Source organism: Arthrobacter sp. 754, assembly GCF_040548695.1.
Lineage (GTDB): Bacteria > Actinomycetota > Actinomycetes > Actinomycetales > Micrococcaceae > Arthrobacter.
Genome location: NZ_JBEPSC010000001.1, coordinates 847,538 through 863,964 on the forward strand (window position 1 = coordinate 847,538; position 16,427 = coordinate 863,964).

At 67.6% G+C, this 16,427-nt stretch carries 13 protein-coding genes; 6 read left to right on the plus strand and 7 right to left on the minus strand.

The window, feature by feature from the left end; all coding sequences use genetic code 11:
• Nucleotides 1-142 precede the first annotated feature (142 nt).
• Nucleotides 143-3,271 carry a glycoside hydrolase family 2 TIM barrel-domain containing protein gene (locus ABIA70_RS04030; RefSeq protein ID WP_354146270.1) on the plus strand — a complete coding sequence of 1,043 codons (3,129 nt, stop codon included), beginning with the start codon at nt 143-145 and terminating at the stop codon, nt 3,269-3,271.
• A gap of 21 nt (nt 3,272-3,292) precedes the next feature.
• Here the strand turns inward: ABIA70_RS04030 and ABIA70_RS04035 are convergent, their stop codons facing one another.
• Genes ABIA70_RS04035 through ABIA70_RS04055 form a run of 5 tightly spaced genes read right to left on the minus strand, consistent with a single transcriptional unit; the run spans nt 3,293 to nt 8,231 of the window.
• Entirely contained in the window at nt 3,293-4,636 is a 1,344-nt protein-coding gene (locus tag ABIA70_RS04035; RefSeq protein ID WP_354146271.1) for an MFS transporter, read from the minus strand.
• The gene (locus ABIA70_RS04040) at nt 4,633-5,160 is read right to left on the minus strand and encodes a winged helix-turn-helix transcriptional regulator (protein WP_354146272.1); all 528 of its coding nucleotides are present in this window, start codon (nt 5,158-5,160) and stop codon (nt 4,633-4,635) included. The genes ABIA70_RS04035 and ABIA70_RS04040 overlap by 4 nt, the downstream gene beginning before the upstream one ends.
• A 51-nt stretch (nt 5,161-5,211) precedes the next feature.
• Nucleotides 5,212-6,372 carry a cystathionine gamma-synthase gene (locus ABIA70_RS04045; protein ID WP_354146273.1) on the minus strand — a complete coding sequence of 387 codons (1,161 nt, stop codon included), beginning with the start codon at nt 6,370-6,372 and terminating at the stop codon, nt 5,212-5,214.
• Between the two features lie 47 nt (nt 6,373-6,419).
• On the minus strand, nt 6,420-7,805 hold the full coding sequence (locus ABIA70_RS04050; protein ID WP_354146274.1) for a cystathionine beta-synthase: 1,386 nt from the start codon (nt 7,803-7,805) through the stop codon (nt 6,420-6,422).
• Nucleotides 7,806-7,841: 36 nt separating this feature from the next.
• A complete protein-coding gene (locus ABIA70_RS04055) occupies nt 7,842-8,231 on the minus strand; it encodes a VOC family protein (protein ID WP_354146275.1) in 390 nt (129 codons plus the stop codon).
• Nucleotides 8,232-8,381: 150 nt separating this feature from the next.
• Between ABIA70_RS04055 and ABIA70_RS04060 the strand changes: the two genes are divergently transcribed.
• From ABIA70_RS04060 to ABIA70_RS04070, 3 genes are all read left to right on the plus strand, one after another.
• On the plus strand, nt 8,382-9,422 hold the full coding sequence (locus ABIA70_RS04060) for a DNA-3-methyladenine glycosylase family protein (RefSeq protein WP_354146276.1): 1,041 nt from the start codon (nt 8,382-8,384) through the stop codon (nt 9,420-9,422).
• 95 nt (nt 9,423-9,517) lie between these two features.
• Complete coding sequence (locus ABIA70_RS04065; RefSeq protein WP_354146277.1) at nt 9,518-10,486, plus strand: ATP-binding cassette domain-containing protein; 969 nt, start codon at nt 9,518-9,520, stop codon at nt 10,484-10,486.
• Nucleotides 10,486-11,292: an ABC transporter permease gene (locus ABIA70_RS04070; RefSeq protein ID WP_354146278.1), complete on the plus strand. Its 807-nt coding sequence runs from the start codon at nt 10,486-10,488 to the stop codon at nt 11,290-11,292. The genes ABIA70_RS04065 and ABIA70_RS04070 overlap by 1 nt, the downstream gene beginning before the upstream one ends.
• Before the next feature lie 94 nt (nt 11,293-11,386).
• Here ABIA70_RS04070 and ABIA70_RS04075 read toward each other — a convergent pair whose 3' ends face one another.
• Both ABIA70_RS04075 and ABIA70_RS04080 read right to left on the minus strand, forming a co-directional pair.
• The gene (locus tag ABIA70_RS04075; RefSeq protein ID WP_354146279.1) at nt 11,387-12,091 is read right to left on the minus strand and encodes a response regulator transcription factor; all 705 of its coding nucleotides are present in this window, start codon (nt 12,089-12,091) and stop codon (nt 11,387-11,389) included.
• Nucleotides 12,084-14,135 carry a sensor histidine kinase gene (locus tag ABIA70_RS04080; RefSeq protein WP_354146280.1) on the minus strand — a complete coding sequence of 684 codons (2,052 nt, stop codon included), beginning with the start codon at nt 14,133-14,135 and terminating at the stop codon, nt 12,084-12,086. Before ABIA70_RS04080 ends, ABIA70_RS04075 begins: the two co-directional genes overlap by 8 nt.
• Before the next feature lie 174 nt (nt 14,136-14,309).
• Between ABIA70_RS04080 and ABIA70_RS04085 the strand changes: the two genes are divergently transcribed.
• Both ABIA70_RS04085 and ABIA70_RS04090 read left to right on the plus strand, forming a co-directional pair.
• Nucleotides 14,310-14,777, plus strand: a complete 468-nt coding sequence (locus tag ABIA70_RS04085; RefSeq protein WP_354146281.1) for a hypothetical protein — start codon at nt 14,310-14,312, stop codon at nt 14,775-14,777.
• Entirely contained in the window at nt 14,761-16,365 is a 1,605-nt protein-coding gene (locus ABIA70_RS04090; RefSeq protein WP_354146282.1) for a multicopper oxidase family protein, read from the plus strand. The genes ABIA70_RS04085 and ABIA70_RS04090 overlap by 17 nt, the downstream gene beginning before the upstream one ends.
• Nucleotides 16,366-16,427: the final 62 nt, after the last annotated feature.

The following is a 16,427-nucleotide window of genomic DNA, read 5'->3' on the forward strand; positions in this document are numbered from 1 at the left end:
AGTGTACAGGCGCGGACATTCACCCGTGACCGAAACTTGAGTAGCTACTCGAATTTTGTGTTAGCGTTTCTCCTGACCGGATCCCCGCGTGCCGTAGGTCACATTTGCGCGGCGCTGGACTTTCAAAAGGAGCAGTAAAGACATGACCGACTTCACGGCAACCGCGCGCACCGATCACTCCTACATCACGGACCGCGGACCCGGATCCGGCCGGCGGTCAGCCGCCCGGTCGTGGCTGCACAGCGATGCTCCCACCCAGTCACTGAACGGCAACTGGCGCTTCCGGCTGCTGCCCGGCGCCCCGGGAACCCCGGGCGGCCGCGGCGTCCTGCCCGCCGGCGAGGCCATAGAGGGCATCGCCGAGGAGGCCCTCGATGACTCCTCGTGGGACGAGATCCCGGTCCCGGCCCACTGGGTCCTGGAAGGCGACAGCCGCTATGGGCGCCCCATCTATACCAACGTGCAGTTTCCCTTCCCCACCGACGCCCCTAACGTCCCTGATGAAAACCCGACCGGCGACTATCGGCGCACCTTCGAACTAAGTGAGTCATGGACTGCGGCCGAGCGGATCCTGCTGCGGTTCGACGGCGTCGAATCCCGTTACAAGGTATGGGTCAACGGTGTGGCCATCGGCGTGGGCACCGGAAGCCGGCTCGCCCAGGAATTCGATGTGACCGGCGCACTGCGCCCCGGGGCGAACGTCCTGGCGGTCCGCGTGCACCAGTGGTCGGCGTCGAGCTACGTCGAGGACCAGGACCAGTGGTGGCTGCCGGGCATCTTCCGCGACGTCACGCTCCAGGCACGGCCGGCCCGGGGCATCGACGACGTCTGGCTGCGTACCTCATTCAGCGGCTCCGGTGAGTCCGGTCCCGGCGCGATCGATCCTGAAATCACGGCACACGATGATGCCTTTCCGCTGACGCTTTCGGTGCCGGAGCTGGGTGTGAACGTCACATGGAACTCGGCGGCGGACGTTGCCCCAATCGGGATCGACGCAGTGGAACCGTGGTCTGCTGAACTGCCCCGGCTCTACGACGCCACGGTAGCCAGCGCCGGCGAGACCATCTCGCTTCGCCTGGGCTTCCGGACTGTGAAGATCGTCGGGGACCGTTTCCTGGTGAACGGCCGCCGCGTGGTCTTCCACGGGATGAACCGGCATGAGACCCATCCTGACCGGGGCCGCGTCTTCGATGAGGACTTTGCCCGCGCCGATCTTGCCCTCATGAAGCAGTTCAACGTCAATGCAATCCGCACCAGCCACTACCCCCCGCACCCGCGCCTGCTGGACCTTGCCGATGAGATGGGCTTCTGGGTGGTGCTCGAGTGTGACCTCGAAACGCATGGCTTCCACGCCCAGGAGTGGGCCGGCAACCCCAGCGACGATCCGGCGTGGCGCGAGGCCTTCGTGGACCGCATGGAGCGCACCATCGAACGCGACAAAAACCACCCGTCCATCATCATGTGGTCCCTCGGCAACGAGGCAGGCACGGGGGCCAACCTCGCAGCCATGGCGGCCTGGGCGCATTCCCGGGACACCGGACGCCCCGTCCACTACGAGGGCGATTACACCGGCGCCTACACCGACGTCTATTCGAGGATGTACTCCTCTGTGCCCGAAACCGAGGCGATCGGCCGGGACGACTCCGGCTCGCTGCTCCTCGGCTGTTCCGCGGCCGAATCGGCCCGCCAGCGGACCAAGCCCTTCATCCTGTGCGAGTACGTCCATGCCATGGGCAACGGCCCCGGCGCGATCGACCAGTACGAGGACCTCGTGGACCGCTACCCCCGGCTGCACGGCGGCTTCGTCTGGGAATGGCGCGACCACGGCATCCGCACCCGCACGACGGACGGAACCGAGTTCTTTGCCTACGGCGGCGACTTCAACGAGGTCATCCACGACGGCAACTTCGTCATGGACGGAATGGTCCTCTCAGATTCGACGCCCAGCCCGGGACTGTTCGAATACAAGCAGATCGTTGCGCCCCTCCGGCTCAGCTTCGGTACCGATTCTGCCGCGGAAACACAGCACGACGGCGGCGCGCGGCGATTCGTTACGGTCGCCAACCTGCGGCACTCTGCCGATGCGTCCGACGTCGTGGTCCAGTGGCGGACCGAGGTGGACGGCGTCCGCAGCGATTCGGGAGAACTGGGAGTCTCAGGGGCGGCCGGCGCTGCGCTCGCCGCAGGCGAATCCGTCCGGGTGGAACTGCCTGGGTTTGCCGCCGCCGGTCACGGAGAACACTGGCTCACAGTTGAAGCCGTCCTGCGCAAGGACACCGACTGGGCACCGGCCGGGCACGTGATTTCAGCCGCCCAACTGGATCTCTCGGAGGCCGCGCCGGCCGTACAGGCACCGCGCCCGGTGGCCTCGGCCGGCCGGAGCGGCTCCGTGGCGACTGGCACGGCGACCCTGGGACCCGCGGTGTTCGAGGAGGGCCGCCTCGTGTCGCTTGGCGGTCTGCCTGCAGCCGGACCACGCCTCGAGCTGTGGCGCGCACCTACGGACAACGACTACGGGGCCGGCTTCGGCAGCTACGACCTTGGCGACCCCTGGCTGAACAACGGAAACGGCGTTCCGGCGCCTTCATCGGCCTCCGTCTGGCGGAAAGCGGGCCTGGACCGCCTGAGCGCCCGTGTGGAGGACCTCGCCGCTGGAGCCGACAGCGTGGTGGTCCGGACGCGGTATGCCCCGGCCGACAGCGCGGACTCGGTGACTGTTGAGGAGCAGTGGCAGCTGACGGACGGTGAGCTGTGGCTGCGCCTGGAGATCATTCCCAGCGCAGGCTGGGACATGGTCTGGCCGCGCGTGGGTGTCCGGTTCGACCTGCCCGCATCCGTTGACGGCGCCTCCTGGTTTGGTGCCGGGCCCAGGGAATCGTATCCGGACAGCATGCACGCTGCGTTGATTGGCCGGTACTCCGCTGCAATCGGGGACCTCACGGTGCCTTACGCGAAGCCCCAGGAGAGCGGGCACCGCAGTGCCCTGCGTTCACTTGAGCTGAACAACGCGGGCGCACCCTGGCTGAGGATCGACGCCATCGCGGATGCCCGGGGACGCCGGCCCGGCTTCACCCTGGCCCGCCACACGGCGCAGGAGGTCAGCTCCGCGGCCCACCCCCACGAGCTGCCCCAAGGTGCTCACAGCTACCTCTACCTCGACGCCGCCCAGCATGGCCTGGGTTCGCGGGCCTGCGGCCAGGACGTCTGGCCGGACTTCGCACTCCGCCCGGAAGCCCGCACGCTGACGTTCCGCATCGGGACCGCCGAATAACCTGCGGGATGGCAGTCCCGGCTACGCCACTCGGGCGGGCACGGGCTCCCTGGCAGCCTTATCCTTGCGGATGGTCGCGCTGATCACGGCTGCGATGGTGCACATGGCCGCGGCACCGAACCAGGCGTAGGTGTACTGGCCGGTGGCGTCACGGATGGCGCCGGCACCGAGGGCGGCAGCGGCCGCGCCAAGCTGGTGGGCGGCGAACACCCAGCCGAACACCACGCTGCCGTCAGCCCCGAAGGTCTGCCGGCAGATCGCGGCGGTGGGCGGCACGGTGGCCACCCAGTCCAGCCCGTAGATCACCACGAAGACGATCATGCTGGGCTGGACCGTGGCGCTGAGCAGCAGCGGCAGGACCAGCAGCCCGATCCCCCGGAACTGGTAGTACACGGCGAGCAGGATGCGCGGGTTGTAGCGGTCGGTCAGCCAGCCGGAGGCGATGGTCCCCACGATGTCGAAAATTCCGACGACGGCGAGCAGCCCGGCGGCCGTGGTTTCCGGCATGCCGTGGTCGTGCGCGGAGGGGATGAAATGCGTGCCGATCAGCCCGTTGGTGGTGGCCCCGCAGATGGCAAAACCCGCTACGAGAGCCCAGAACGTCCTTACCTTGCTGGCCCGTTTGAGAACCTGAAGGGCCCGCACGGCGGCATTGCTGCTCCGGCCGCTGTCCGGAACAGGACCCGCTACGGGAACCCTGTCCGCCGGCCGTGACGGCACCTCGGGTGCCGTTTCGCCATAAGGCAGGGCGCCGACGTCGGCCGGTGAGTTCTTGAGGAACTTCAGCACCAGCGGGACAACCGCAAGGGCTCCGGCGGCGATGAGCAGCGATGCCTGGCGCCAGCCGGGGTCCTGGGCGAGCATGGCGATGAACGGCAGGAACACCAGCTGGCCGGCGGCGCTGCCGGCGGTCAGGATGCCGATGACCAGCCCCCGGCTCTTGGCAAACCAGGTGTTGGCGATGGTGGCGGCAAAGACGAGTGCCATGGAGCCCGTCCCCAGCCCGATGAGCAGGCCCCAGGTCAGCAGGATCTGCCACGACTGGTTGACCAGGACCGTGAGCGCGCTGCCCGCTCCGATCAGGACCAGCGCGGTGGCAGTCACGGCACGGATACCAAAGCGTTCCATCAGGGCCGCGGCGAAGGGAGCGGTGAGGCCGAACAGGACCAGGTTGATGCTGACGGCCGCCGAAAGCACCGTGGTGGACCAGCCGAACTCCTGCTGCAGCGGAATCATCAGGACACCCGGGGCGGCGCGGAATCCCGCAGCTCCCACAAGGGCCAGGAACGCCACGGCCGCAACGATCCACGCGGGGTGGATCCTCTTTTTCGGTGCTGCCTGCCTGGTGGTCCCGGGAACGCTCATGCTGCGGATCCGTTCTGCAGTGCTGCGGTGGCCTGTAGCGCTGCGGTGGCCAACGGAACCGGGTCCGGCGTCCGGGTGAGGCTGTGCCAACTGGTGTTGGCTGCGGTGAGGCGCTGGCCGCAGCCGGTGCAGGTGTCCGCCGAGCTGGTGCGCTGGCCGCAGCCGGAGTGGACCACGAACATGTGAGCAGTGTCCGAGGGCGCGCGGAGGTGCTTCTCGGACCAGATCGCGACCGCGTTCAGGACCGGGAGGGTGTCCTCACCGCTGGGGGTGAGGACGTATTCGTGGCGGGTTCGGCCGCCGTCGTCGTACGCCCTTTTGCTGAGCAGCCCCGCCTCCACCAGGCCCGCGAGGCGCTTGGTGAGCACGGAGTCCGCGACGGCGAGCCGGGACTTCATGGCGTCGAAGCGCCCGTTCCCGAAAAAGACCTCGCGGAGCACCAGGACACTCCAGGGGTCACCCAGGATGTCGAGGCCGCGGGCCAGGCTGCAGGTGCGCTGGGACCAGTCTGAACGGAGAGGCATACCGGAAACCGTAGCTGACTTTCTTTAAGAAAGCCAGGTTCCCGGGGCTGCTTACTTGAGGAAGGTGAAGGCCTTCTCCAGGTCCGCGATCAGGTCCTCCACGTCCTCGATGCCGCACGAGAGGCGGATCAGGTTGACCGGAACGGCAAGCTCCGTGCCCTTCACCGAGGCGTGGGTCATCTCCGAGGGGTAGTTCATCAGCGACTCGATGCCTCCGAGGGATTCCGCCAGGGTAAACACGGAGGTGTTTTCAGCCACCGTGCGGGCCGCTGCCTCGCCGCCCTTGAACTGGACGGAGACCATGCCGCCGAACCTCTTCATCTGCTTCTTCGCCAGCTCGTGGCCCGGGTGGGAGGGCAGGCCCGGGTACAGCACGGCTTCCACCTCGGGGCGCTGCAGCAGCCATTCGGCCACCGCCTGGCCATTCTCGCTGTGCCGGTCCATGCGCACGCCGAGGGTCTTCAGGCCGCGCGTGGTCAGGAAGGCGTCCATGGGGCCGGAGACCGCGCCCACGGCGAACTGGACGAAGCCGATCTTCTCGGCAAGCTCCGCGTCGTTGACCACGACGGCACCGCCCACCACGTCGGAGTGGCCGCCGATGTACTTTGTGGTGGAGTGAACCACGACGTCGGCACCCAGGGCGAGCGGTGTCTGCAGGTAGGGCGACGCAAAGGTGTTGTCCACCACCAGGAGGGCCCCGGCGTCGTGCGCAATGGCGGCGAGCGCCTCGATGTCGGTGATCTTCATCAGCGGGTTGGACGGGGTCTCCACCCACACGAAGCGGGTCTTGTTCGCAGCGACGGCAGCGCGGACAGCATCGAGGTCAGCCATGTCCACCGGGGTGTTGCCGATCCCCCAGTCGCCCAGGATCCTGCTGATGAGGCGGTAGGTGCCGCCGTAGGCATCGTTGCCGAGCACAATATGGTCCCCGGGCCTGGTGAGGGCCCGGATCAGGGAATCTTCAGCCGCGAGGCCTGAACTGAAGGAAAAGGCAGCGTTGCCGCCCTCGAGCGCTGCGAGCTGCTCCTGCAGCGAATCCCGGGTGGGGTTGCCGCCGCGGCCGTACTCGTAGCCGCCGCGCAGGTTGCCGATGCCGTCCTGGGCGTAGGTGGAGCTGAAGTGCAGCGGCGGGACCACGGCTCCCGTGCGGGGCTCGAAGGCCTGGCCGGCATGGACGGCGCGGGTGTTGAAGCCCTGGTTTTCTGCAGACATGGGGTTCCTTTGCAGTTCGTTGCTGAAGCAGGTCAGTTGCGGGGCAGTCAGTTGCTGAGGTACGCGAGGAGGTCATGGCGGGTCAGGATCCCCACAGGTGCGCCGACGAACGTCACCATCACGGTGTCCACGTCGGAGAGCAGTTCGCGGGCCGCCGAGATGGTCTCCAGCGAGCCGATGACCGGCAGTTTGGGACCCATATGCTCGGAGATCTTGTCCGTCAGCTTGGCCTCGCCGCGGAACAGCTTGGAGGTGAGGGACCGTTCATCAACCGCGCCCAGGACCTCACCCATCACCACCGGCGGTTCCTGCGAAAGGACCGGGATGTGGCTGACGCCGAACTCGTTCATGATGTTGATGACATCGCGCACGGTCTCGTTCGGGTGGATGTGGACGAGGTCCGGCATTTCGCCGGTCTTGGATTTGATCACCTCACCCACGGACGCTTCCTCGCCGCCGGACAGGAAGCCGTAGGAGCGCATCCACTGGTCGTTGAAGATCTTGGCCAGGTAGCCGCGGCCGGAATCCGGCAGGATGACCACCACCACCGCGTTTTCGGGCAGGTCGCGGGCGGTCTGCAGGGCAGCCACCACGGCCATGCCGGACGAGCCGCCCACCAGCAGCCCTTCCTCGCGGGCCAGCCGCCGGGTCATGGCGAAGGAGTCGGCATCGCTGACGGCCAGGACCTGGTCCGGGACGGATTTGTCATAGTTGGCCGGCCACATGTCCTCGCCGACACCTTCGACGAAGTAAGGGCGGCCCGTCCCGCCGGAGTACACCGAACCTGCGGGGTCCGCCCCGATGATCCTGACCACGCCGCCGTCGGACTCCGGACGGTCAGCGGAGACTTCCTTGAGGTAGCGCCCGGTCCCGGTGATGGTGCCGCCGGTGCCGGCGCCGATCACGCAGTGGGTGATCCGGCCCTCGGTGTCCCGCCAGATTTCCGGCCCCGTGGTCTCGTAGTGGCTGCGCGGGGCGGCCGGGTTGGAGAACTGGTCCGGCTTGTAGGCGCCGGGGATCTCGGTCACCAGCCGGTCCGAGACGCTGTAGTAGCTTTGCGGGCTGTCCGGCGCGACAGAGGTTGGCGTCACCACCACTTCGGCGCCGTAGGCCTGCAGGACGGCGCGCTTGTCCTCGCCCACCTTGTCCGGGACCACGAAAATGCACTTGTAGCCTTTTTGCTGCGCCACCAGGGCCAGGCCCACTCCGGTGTTGCCGGACGTGGGCTCCACGATGGTTCCGCCGGGGAGCAGCTTGCCGTCGCGTTCGGCATCCTCGATCATCTTGATCGCGATGCGGTCCTTGATGGAACCACCGGGATTCAGGTACTCCAGTTTGACCAGGACGGTGGCTTTGACGCCGTCGGTCACATGGTTGAGCTTGATGAGCGGGGTATTGCCGATGAGGTCCAAAATGGACTGGGCGTACTTCATAGGTACAAAGTTACCGTCTCCTCACCGCCGACCGATTTAGGCACCGGCGGGCAGGTTCTCCCACAGTCCCAGGATGTTGCCCTCGGAGTCCTTGAAGTAGGCGAAGTAGCCCATGCCAGGTATCTCGTTCTTGGGCATGACCACCGACCCGCCGCGCTCCCCCACCGTCTTCAGGGTCGCGTCAATGTCCTCCACATCCACCGTGATGACAGGGCTGGTGATCTCCCCTTCCCTGGCCATCATGCCGCCGTTGATGGCACCGGGCTGCGTGGGTGCGCCCGTGGCTTCGTCCATGGGCGTGGTGATCACCATGTTGTACGCCATATCGGGCATGGGGTCGATCCGCCAGCCGAAAATGTCCTTGTAGAAGCTCCGGGCCCGCTCCTGATCATCGGCGGGAATTTCAAAATGGACCACTCCACCCATTGCACTCACCTGACACGTCGTAGGGAAGACGCGGCGGTCCGCGCCACACCTGGGATTCTAGTCCCGGATCGGTCCTCCGCGACGGGTCTTTGGTCCCTCCCCTGCTCCGCTGGTGGGGCTCCTGTCAGCCCCGCGTGGGACGATGGTTCAGTGACCATCGCAGAGCTCCCGGCCGGCCTGGCCGCCGCAGCGGACGCTTCCCTGCGGTGGTATCCGGACGGTCCGTACAGCCTGTCCCAGACCCTGGGAGTTCTGCTCAGGGGCACCGGGGATCCTTCGTTTTCGTCCCGCCCGGACGGGTTCTGGACTGCCTTTACGACGGCGGACGGTCCGGTCACGCTGCGCCTGACCTTAACCGGCGGGGCGGGCGGCGGCCGGGTCCCGGGGGCAGCCGGCGGGGCCACGGGGGCGGCTGGCGGGGCCATCCGGGAAGCCCATGTGGATGCCCAGGCCTGGGGTCCCGGCGCAGAGGCCGGTATCGCCGGTGTGCCCCGCCTCCTGGGCTCGGGCGACGACTGGTCCGCCTTTGACGAGCCGGCCTTCCACGCCACCCTCCCCCGGATGGTCCGTGAGGCCCGCCGCAGGAACCTTGCGGTCCGGCTCCCCTCCACCGGCCGGATGGTCGATTGCCTGGTGCCCACCATCCTCGAGCAGAAGGTCACCGTCATCGAAGCGCGCCGGGGCTACCGCTACCTGATGTACCGCTTTGGCTCTGCGGCGCCTGCTGCCGGAACCGCCGCGCCGGAGGGACTCCTCGTCCAGCCCACCCCCGGGCAGTGGCTGCGCATCCCGTCCTGGGAGTGGCACCAGGCCGGAGTCGGCCCGCAGCGCTCGGACACCGTCATGCGGGCGCTGCGCTCCGCCGTCGCGCTTGAACGGCTGGCGGCGCTGCCGGCAGCCGAGGCAGCTGCAAAGATGCAGCTCATTCCCGGCATCGGTGTGTGGACCGCGGCGGAAGTGGTGCAGCGGACGCACGGTTGCCCGGACTCCATCGCGGTGGGCGATTACCACCTGGCGGCCTACGTGGGGGCCGCCCTGACCGGCCGGCGCACCGATGACGCCGGCATGCTGGCCCTGCTGGAACCGTGGAAGGGCCACCGGCAGCGCGTGGTCCGCATGATCGGCCTGAGCGGCTTCCGCAAACCCACGTTCGGGCCGCGGATCACCATCCAGGACCACCGCCGGCACTGACGGATTTGCCGTGGACTGACCGCTCCGAAGGGTATACCGTGGCGCCATGGAGCCCGAACCAGAGCCCCGGAATGCCGAAATCTCTGGAGTCAGCCATGATCCACACTGACAAATTGACCAAGACCTTCGTCGTTAAGAAGGAAGCAGTCGAGGCCGTCAAGGGCGTCAACATCGACGTTGCGCCGGGCGAGCTGGTGGCGTTCCTCGGCCCGAACGGCGCAGGCAAGTCCACCACCCTCCGGATGCTCACCACACTGCTCAGGCCCACCTCCGGCACAGCCACCGTTGCCGGCGTGGACGTGCTGGCGGACCCGGCCGGCGTGCGCGCCAGGATCGGGTACATCGGCCAGGGCAACGGCGGCGGCCACAGCTTCCGGGTCATCGACGAACTAATGATGCAGGGGCGGTTTTACGGCATGAACAGCGCAGATGCCGCCGCGCGGGCACAGGAGCTGCTGAAATCACTGGACCTCACCGACCTCGCCAAACGCACCGTCGTCAAGCTGTCCGGCGGGCAGCGGCGCCGGATGGACGTTGCCCTGGGCCTGATGCACTCCCCGCGGCTGCTGTTCCTCGATGAGCCCTCCACCGGCATGGACCCGCAGAACCGCGCCAACCTGTGGGAGCACATCATGCGGATGCGGGCCGAGCACGGCACCACCATCGTGCTGACCACGCACTATATGGACGAGGCCGACCTGATGTCAGAACGGGTGATCGTGATCGACCACGGCGAAATCATCGCCGACGACACGGCTGCCCGGCTCAAGGCCAACCTCGCCGGTGACCTGCTGGCTGTCGAGGTGGCGGCGGACGCGGCGTCCGGAGTGCGCGGGCTGCTGGGCCGAGCCGCCGCCGGCGGCGAGGTGAACGAAAACGTGTACGACGGCGTCGTCCGCTTCCGGCTCCGGCTCACCGAAGGCGCGCGGCTGGCTCCTGCACTGCTGAAGGAGATGAACGACGCCGGCGCCCCGGCCCAGTCGCTGGAACTGAAACCGCCCACGCTGGACGACGTGTTCCTGGAACTGACCGGGCGCAACCTGCGCGAAGGAGCGAACCGCTGATGACCGTTCAAAGTGCTGCAGAGGTCCTGACGAAACCTGGTCTCGGCCAGGTGCTCCGGGACACGAAGTACGTGTTCTGGCGCGAAATGCTGCTGCCGCTGCGGGATCCCTTCTCGCTGGTCTTTTCGCTCCTGCAGCCGCTCGTGTTCCTGGGGCTGTTCGGTCCGCTGCTCGGTGCGGCCGTGGGTGCCCCGGCGTTCGGGGGCCAGTCCACGCTGCAGTGGTTCCTGCCCGGCGTCGTGGTGATGATTGCCCTGTTCGGTACCTCCATGACCGGCTCCAATTTGCAGTATGAGCTCATGACCGGCTCGTACGAACGGATCCTGGCCACCCCGTTGTCCCGTTCGTCGCTGATGATCGGGCGGGCCCTGAAGGAGTGGGCACCCCTGGTGGTGCAGGGACTGATCATTGTGCTGGCCTGCATCCCGTTCGGCTTCGTTTTCCACCCGCTGCATGTGCTGGCAGGCCTGGTGATCCTGGGCATCTTCGGCATCGGCCTGGGTGCGCTTTCCTACGCCCTGGCCCTGGTGTCACAGAATAAGGAGTGGATCTTCTGGGGTGTGCAGCAGACCCTCCTCTTCCCGCTGATGATCCTCTCCGGCATCATGCTCCCTATTGAAGCGGGGCCTGACTGGATGAAGACAGCCAGCCTGTTCAACCCCCTGACCTACCTCGTCAACGCAGAGCGCGAACTGTTCGCCGGCGCCGCCGGGACGGACACCCTCCTGGGCCTGCTGGCAGCGTCGGTGACCGCCGCCGTCGGCCTGGCCGTTGGCGTGCGGGCCATCAACCGCAACCTCCGCTAGCCCCACCTGTTTAAAGCAACGCGGGGTCACTCCACGCCCGATAAACCTCAATTATCGGGCAAGGAGTGACCCCGCGTTGCACCTGGGCCGGACCTCAGGTTTCGTGTTCCTGGGCCGCGGTGTCCTCGCCGTTCCTCTGCAGGAACGCGAGCACCGCGGCAACCCGGCGGTGTACTCCCGTCGCGGGGAGGCGGAGCTTAGTGAAGATTGCGTTGACGTGCTTTTCCACGGTGGATGAGGACAGGAACAGCGAGCGCTCGATGCCCGCGTTTGTTTTCCCCTGCGCCATCTCCCGCAGGACGTCGAGCTCACGCGGTGAGAGGTCGGCGAGCGGATTCGCCGCGGCCGCGCTGCGTCGGCGCACCAGCGTGTCGACGATCTGCGGATCAATGACCGAGCCGCCAGCCCGCACTTCCCGAAGGGCGTGCACGAGGTCCTCGAGGTCGCCGACCCGGTCCTTCAGCAGATACCCGAGGCCCGCGGATCCTTCGGCGAAGAGGGCGAGCGCATAGCTCTGGTCAGCGTGCTGGGAGAGCACCACCACGCCGGTGTCCGGGTGCGATGAGCGGATCAGGCGGGCCGCCCCGATCCCCTCCATGTGATGGCCGGGCGGCATCCGGATATCGGTGAGCACCGCGTCCGGGGAGAACCGGCGCACGGCGTCAAGGAGCTCTGTGGCGTTTCCTGTGCAGGCGACCACATCGATTTCGCCCGAGTCCTCCAGCAGGCGGCGGATCCCCTCGCGTACAAGGTAGTTGTCCTCGGCGATGACCACCCGCAGGACGCCCGGCTCATCCAACTCGGCGCTCCTCCCGCTCGACGGGGAGGTCCACCTGCACGGTGGTGCCGGACGGGTCGTTGCCGGAGACGTTCACCGTGCCCCGCAGCGCGGCCACCCGGTCGCGGATGTTCGCCAGGCCGCCCCCGGTGGCGCGCAGGGGTGTGCTGATCCCGCAGCCGTCGTCGGTGATCGCGATCCGGAGATGTCCGTTCTGCCGTTCGAGGCCGACGGCGGCGGCGGTAGCGTGGGCGTGCTTCGCGGTGTTTGCGAGCGCCTCCCGCACAACGTAGTAGGCCGTCGTCTCCACGTCCTCAGGGAAACGCTCGGCGCGTATGCCGTCAGCGGCTTCGACGGTCAGCGGGATCGGGAACCTGGCCACGCTCGACTCGATGGCCGCCACGAGGCCGTTGTCACTCAACACGGGCGGGTGGATGCCGTGCGCGAGCTCCCTAAGGTCGGTGAGCGTTTCCCTGGCCTGCTCCTGCAGTTCGACCAGCTCGTTGGCGGTGAGCTCGCCGCGCTGGAGGCGGTTACGGGCCAGACGAAGACCGGCTATCTGTGCCACCACATTCTGCTGGATTCCGTCATGCAGGTCCCGCTCCAGGCGCTTCCGCTCATCGTCCTGGGCAGCAACGAGGCGCTCCCGGGAGGCGGTCAGGTCTGTGAGCTGCTGGGCGAGCTGGGCACTCAGCCGGACATTGGCGACGGATGCTGCGGCCTGTCCGGCGACCGTCCGGAGCAGCGCACGTTCAGCGTCGGTGTAGTCTCCGCGCCGACGCGGGCCGACGTCGATGCGCCCCAGGATCTCATCGGCCCGCGCCAGGACGCAGGAGTCAACCGGATCCCCTGCCACCTCACCGGCCAGGCCCATCGGCGACCCGGCGAGCCCGCCGTCAGCTGCTGCCAGCCGGATCCGCACCCAGCCGGCGTCAAGTCCGTACCGCACGGTTTCTGCCAGCCGGGTGAGCAGATCCCCGGGCTCGACGGACTGCTCCAGGCGGGAACCAAGCTCGCTGAGCAGCCTCAACTGGCGGTCCCGGTCCCCGAAGACCGAGCGGTGAATCCACCTCTGCAGCCAGCCACGCACCGGCAGCAGGCAGATGGCGAGCGCAGCGGTGAGCAGGACGGCGCCGATCACCGGCAGGCTGTCAGCAAGAAGCACCGCCGGCGTCGCGGTGCCGATCCCGTACAGCACCGTGATCAGCAGGTCGGACGAGCGGGCTACAAGCCGTCCGCGGTCATCCGGTGCGATGTCGAACGCTCCGTACCGGAAGATGCCGTGGATGGCTGACAGCGGAATCGCGATGAGTGAAGCGAAGACGGCAAAGGCGGCCGCAGCGTCCCACGGCGGCGGGACGGTGGACCACAGCATGAAACTGACCAGGGACCCCGTGACCACCCACGTGACCACCCGCATCCGCGCGCGGACCTCGGTACCGCCGAAGAGGGCCCGGGAGTAGAACAGCCCAAGCCCTAGCAGCACGCTCACGGTTGGCTGGATGAGGAAGTAGTACACCACCGGGGCGGCCCATTCCAGCCACGGCACAACGTAGGGGTTCGGTACGGAGTCCCCGCTGATGCCCAAGTATGGCTGCAGGACCAGGTGTGGGGTTGTCAGCAGGGTCAGCGGGCCCACCAGCACCGGTACCCAGAGGAAAACGACGGCGATCCGTTGCCATCTCCGCTCCAGGGTGCCTGTGGGGTAGGTGACGAACATGGTCAGGAAGGCGGCTGTCGACACAGCATCTGCGCTTACGCCGATGATGTTCAGGAGCGGGAACCACGGCTCCTGGATCCACCAGGCGTTCCGGAGCACCGCCGTTTCACTCGCCGAGCCGACTGCCATGGCGGTGGATGCCATCGCGATGAAAACCGCAGACCGGGATGAGGACACCGTGAGCAGCCACATGCCGAAAACGAACGTGGGCAGCACGCCGAGCAAGGGCCAGGCAAGGGCATGATCCGCACTGGAGTCCACGAAGCCGCGGATGATCACGACATAAAGAAGCGCCGCCGCCCCGATCGGAGCCAGCGTGGCAAGCAATCCCCATCGTCGGAGCACAATTCCATGATCCGCCTCCCGTGCGTTTCCCGGGAGGGGGTCCTCCTTACCCTCCCCCGCGGCTGGCCTCCATCCCCCCTGCGGCCACCCGCGTTACGCCCTCACAACCGCACGCCTAACGTCGGATCCAAGGCGGATGCCACTGAGCGGAATCCGCACGATCAGGAGGACATCATGCGCAGGACCTATTCGATCATCGCCTGGATCGTCGCCGTCGGGGTCGCCGTCCAGGCCGCCTCGATCGCCTTCGCCCTCGGCGGCGTGGCGCACTACATCCAGGAAGGGCACGTCGTTGACAAAGCGCTCGTGGAGAGCCGCCAGGCTAATTTCGTCGGCGAGCTCGGGTTCCCGATCCACGGGATCGTGGGCGGAATGGTCATCCCGGTGGCCGCCCTCGCCCTGCTGGCCGTCGCATTCTTCGTGAAGGTACGCGCTGCCCGCCTGTGGGCGGCCATTGTGCTTGGCCTGGTGGCGCTGCAGATCACCCTTGGATACTCCATCACCGATGTGCCCTACCTCGGCCTGATCCACGGCGCCAACGCCCTGGCCGTACTGCTCACCGCCGTGCACGCGGCGCTGCGCATCAGGCAGTCCAGGACCGTCAGGGCTGAGCAGCCCGCCTCCGATGTCATCGCAACGTGAGCTGTTCCGGCGTGTTGGCGCCGCCGTCGCGGTGACCAGCGCGCTTGGCCTGGGCGCCCTGGCGTGGAGTTCGACGCTGCTTGGCGAGTACTCGGTCATGGACATGGGCGTCATGGATATGGGCCGGGGGGACCCGGGCCATATCCATGCCGGCACCGGCAGCGGCGGTTCAGGCGCCGGCGGTTCAGGCGCCGGCGGTTCAGGCGCCGGCGCACCCGGTCAGGTGAGTGCCGTCAGCGTGACGGGGCTGATCGCCGACCCGCTCCGGCATCCTGATGTCCGCGTCGAACTCGTGGCCAGGCAGCAGGCCATCAACATTCCTGGCGGGCATCCGGTTGAGGGGTACACGGTAAACGGCACATCCCCAGGCCCGACCCTCCGGGCGCGGCAGGGAGATCTCGTGGAGGTGGTGTTCGTCAACGAGTCGGTCGCGGCCGGAGCCACCCTGCACTGGCATGGCATTGACGTGCCGAATGCCGCTGACGGCGTCGCGGGCATCACGCAGGACGCGGTCCCCGCCGGTGGCCGTCACGTCTACCGGTTCGTCGTCGCCGACGCCGGGACGTACTGGTACCACTCGCACCAGGTCTCGCATGAGCAGGTCGAAGGCGGGCTGTTCGGTGCGGTTGTGATCGAACCCGCCGGGCCGCCCGCCGGGCTGGCGGCCGGGGCGCCGGCCGGCGGGGACAACAACGGCGCGGTCGACGACGGCGGGCCCGGACCCGACGCCGGAACTGACGTTATTGCCCTCCTGCACGTCTACGGGGGCCAGCACACGCTCAACGGCCGGGTGGAGGACCACCATGTGGCCGCCGTCCCCGGCTCCACAGTACGGTTCCGCATCATCAACACAGACCAGGGCACCGCTGCGGTCTGGTCGGACGCTCCCTTCCGGGTTGCCGCAACTGACGGGCACGAGGTTAACGGCCCTACGCCCGTGGAAGGAAGGAGAGTGCTCATCCCCGCAGGCGGGCGTCTGGATGTCACGGTGCCGGCGCCCGGGCAGGGTTCGGTGCGCCTCCATGCCGGCGGGGCCAGAAGCATCTCCATCGGCGATCCGGCCATGACCGCGCCACCAGTGCGCCAGCCTGCCGAGACGCTCGACCTGCTGGCCTACGGCGCCCCGGCCCCACTCGGCTTCGACGCGGGTTCGCCGGACCGGACGTTCGACTACGTAATCGGACGGCGCTACGGCCTGATCGACGGCCGCCCCGGCAACTTCTGGACCATCAACGGTCAGCTCTTCCCCGACGTCCCGATGTTCCATGTCAGCGAGGGCGACGTCGTGGCGATGCGCATCGTCAACGAGACCGGCGAGGTGCATCCGATGCACCTGCACGGCCACCACGTCGTCGTACTTTCACGCGACGGGGCGCCGGCATCGGGAAGCCCGTGGTGGGTGGATTCGCTCGACGTCCATCCCGGCGAGTCCTACGAAATAGCCTTTATGGCCGACAACCCGGGCATCTGGAGCGATCACTGCCACACCCTCCCGCATGCTGTCGACGGCCTCGTCGCGCACCTCATGTACGAGGGAGTCTCCACACCGTTCACCATCAACGGCGCCGCAGGCAACCAGCCCGAATAACGCTGCAACGCGGGGTCACTCCCGGCCCAAAAAACCTCGGTCATCGGGCCAGGAGTGACCCC

What these genes read in the sequence shown, in the direction of transcription:
- ABIA70_RS04030 (WP_354146270.1), top strand. Translation starts at nt 143, where the DNA reads ATGACCGACTTCACGGCAACCGCGCGCACCGATCACTCCTACATCACG.
- ABIA70_RS04035 (WP_354146271.1), bottom strand. Translation starts at nt 4,636, where the DNA reads ATGAGCGTTCCCGGGACCACCAGGCAGGCAGCACCGAAAAAGAGGATC.
- ABIA70_RS04040 (WP_354146272.1), bottom strand. Translation starts at nt 5,160, where the DNA reads ATGCCTCTCCGTTCAGACTGGTCCCAGCGCACCTGCAGCCTGGCCCGC.
- ABIA70_RS04045 (WP_354146273.1), bottom strand. Translation starts at nt 6,372, where the DNA reads ATGTCTGCAGAAAACCAGGGCTTCAACACCCGCGCCGTCCATGCCGGC.
- ABIA70_RS04050 (WP_354146274.1), bottom strand. Translation starts at nt 7,805, where the DNA reads ATGAAGTACGCCCAGTCCATTTTGGACCTCATCGGCAATACCCCGCTC.
- ABIA70_RS04055 (WP_354146275.1), bottom strand. Translation starts at nt 8,231, where the DNA reads ATGGGTGGAGTGGTCCATTTTGAAATTCCCGCCGATGATCAGGAGCGG.
- ABIA70_RS04065 (WP_354146277.1), top strand. Translation starts at nt 9,518, where the DNA reads ATGATCCACACTGACAAATTGACCAAGACCTTCGTCGTTAAGAAGGAA.
- ABIA70_RS04070 (WP_354146278.1), top strand. Translation starts at nt 10,486, where the DNA reads ATGACCGTTCAAAGTGCTGCAGAGGTCCTGACGAAACCTGGTCTCGGC.
- ABIA70_RS04085 (WP_354146281.1), top strand. Translation starts at nt 14,310, where the DNA reads ATGCGCAGGACCTATTCGATCATCGCCTGGATCGTCGCCGTCGGGGTC.
- ABIA70_RS04090 (WP_354146282.1), top strand. Translation starts at nt 14,761, where the DNA reads ATGTCATCGCAACGTGAGCTGTTCCGGCGTGTTGGCGCCGCCGTCGCG.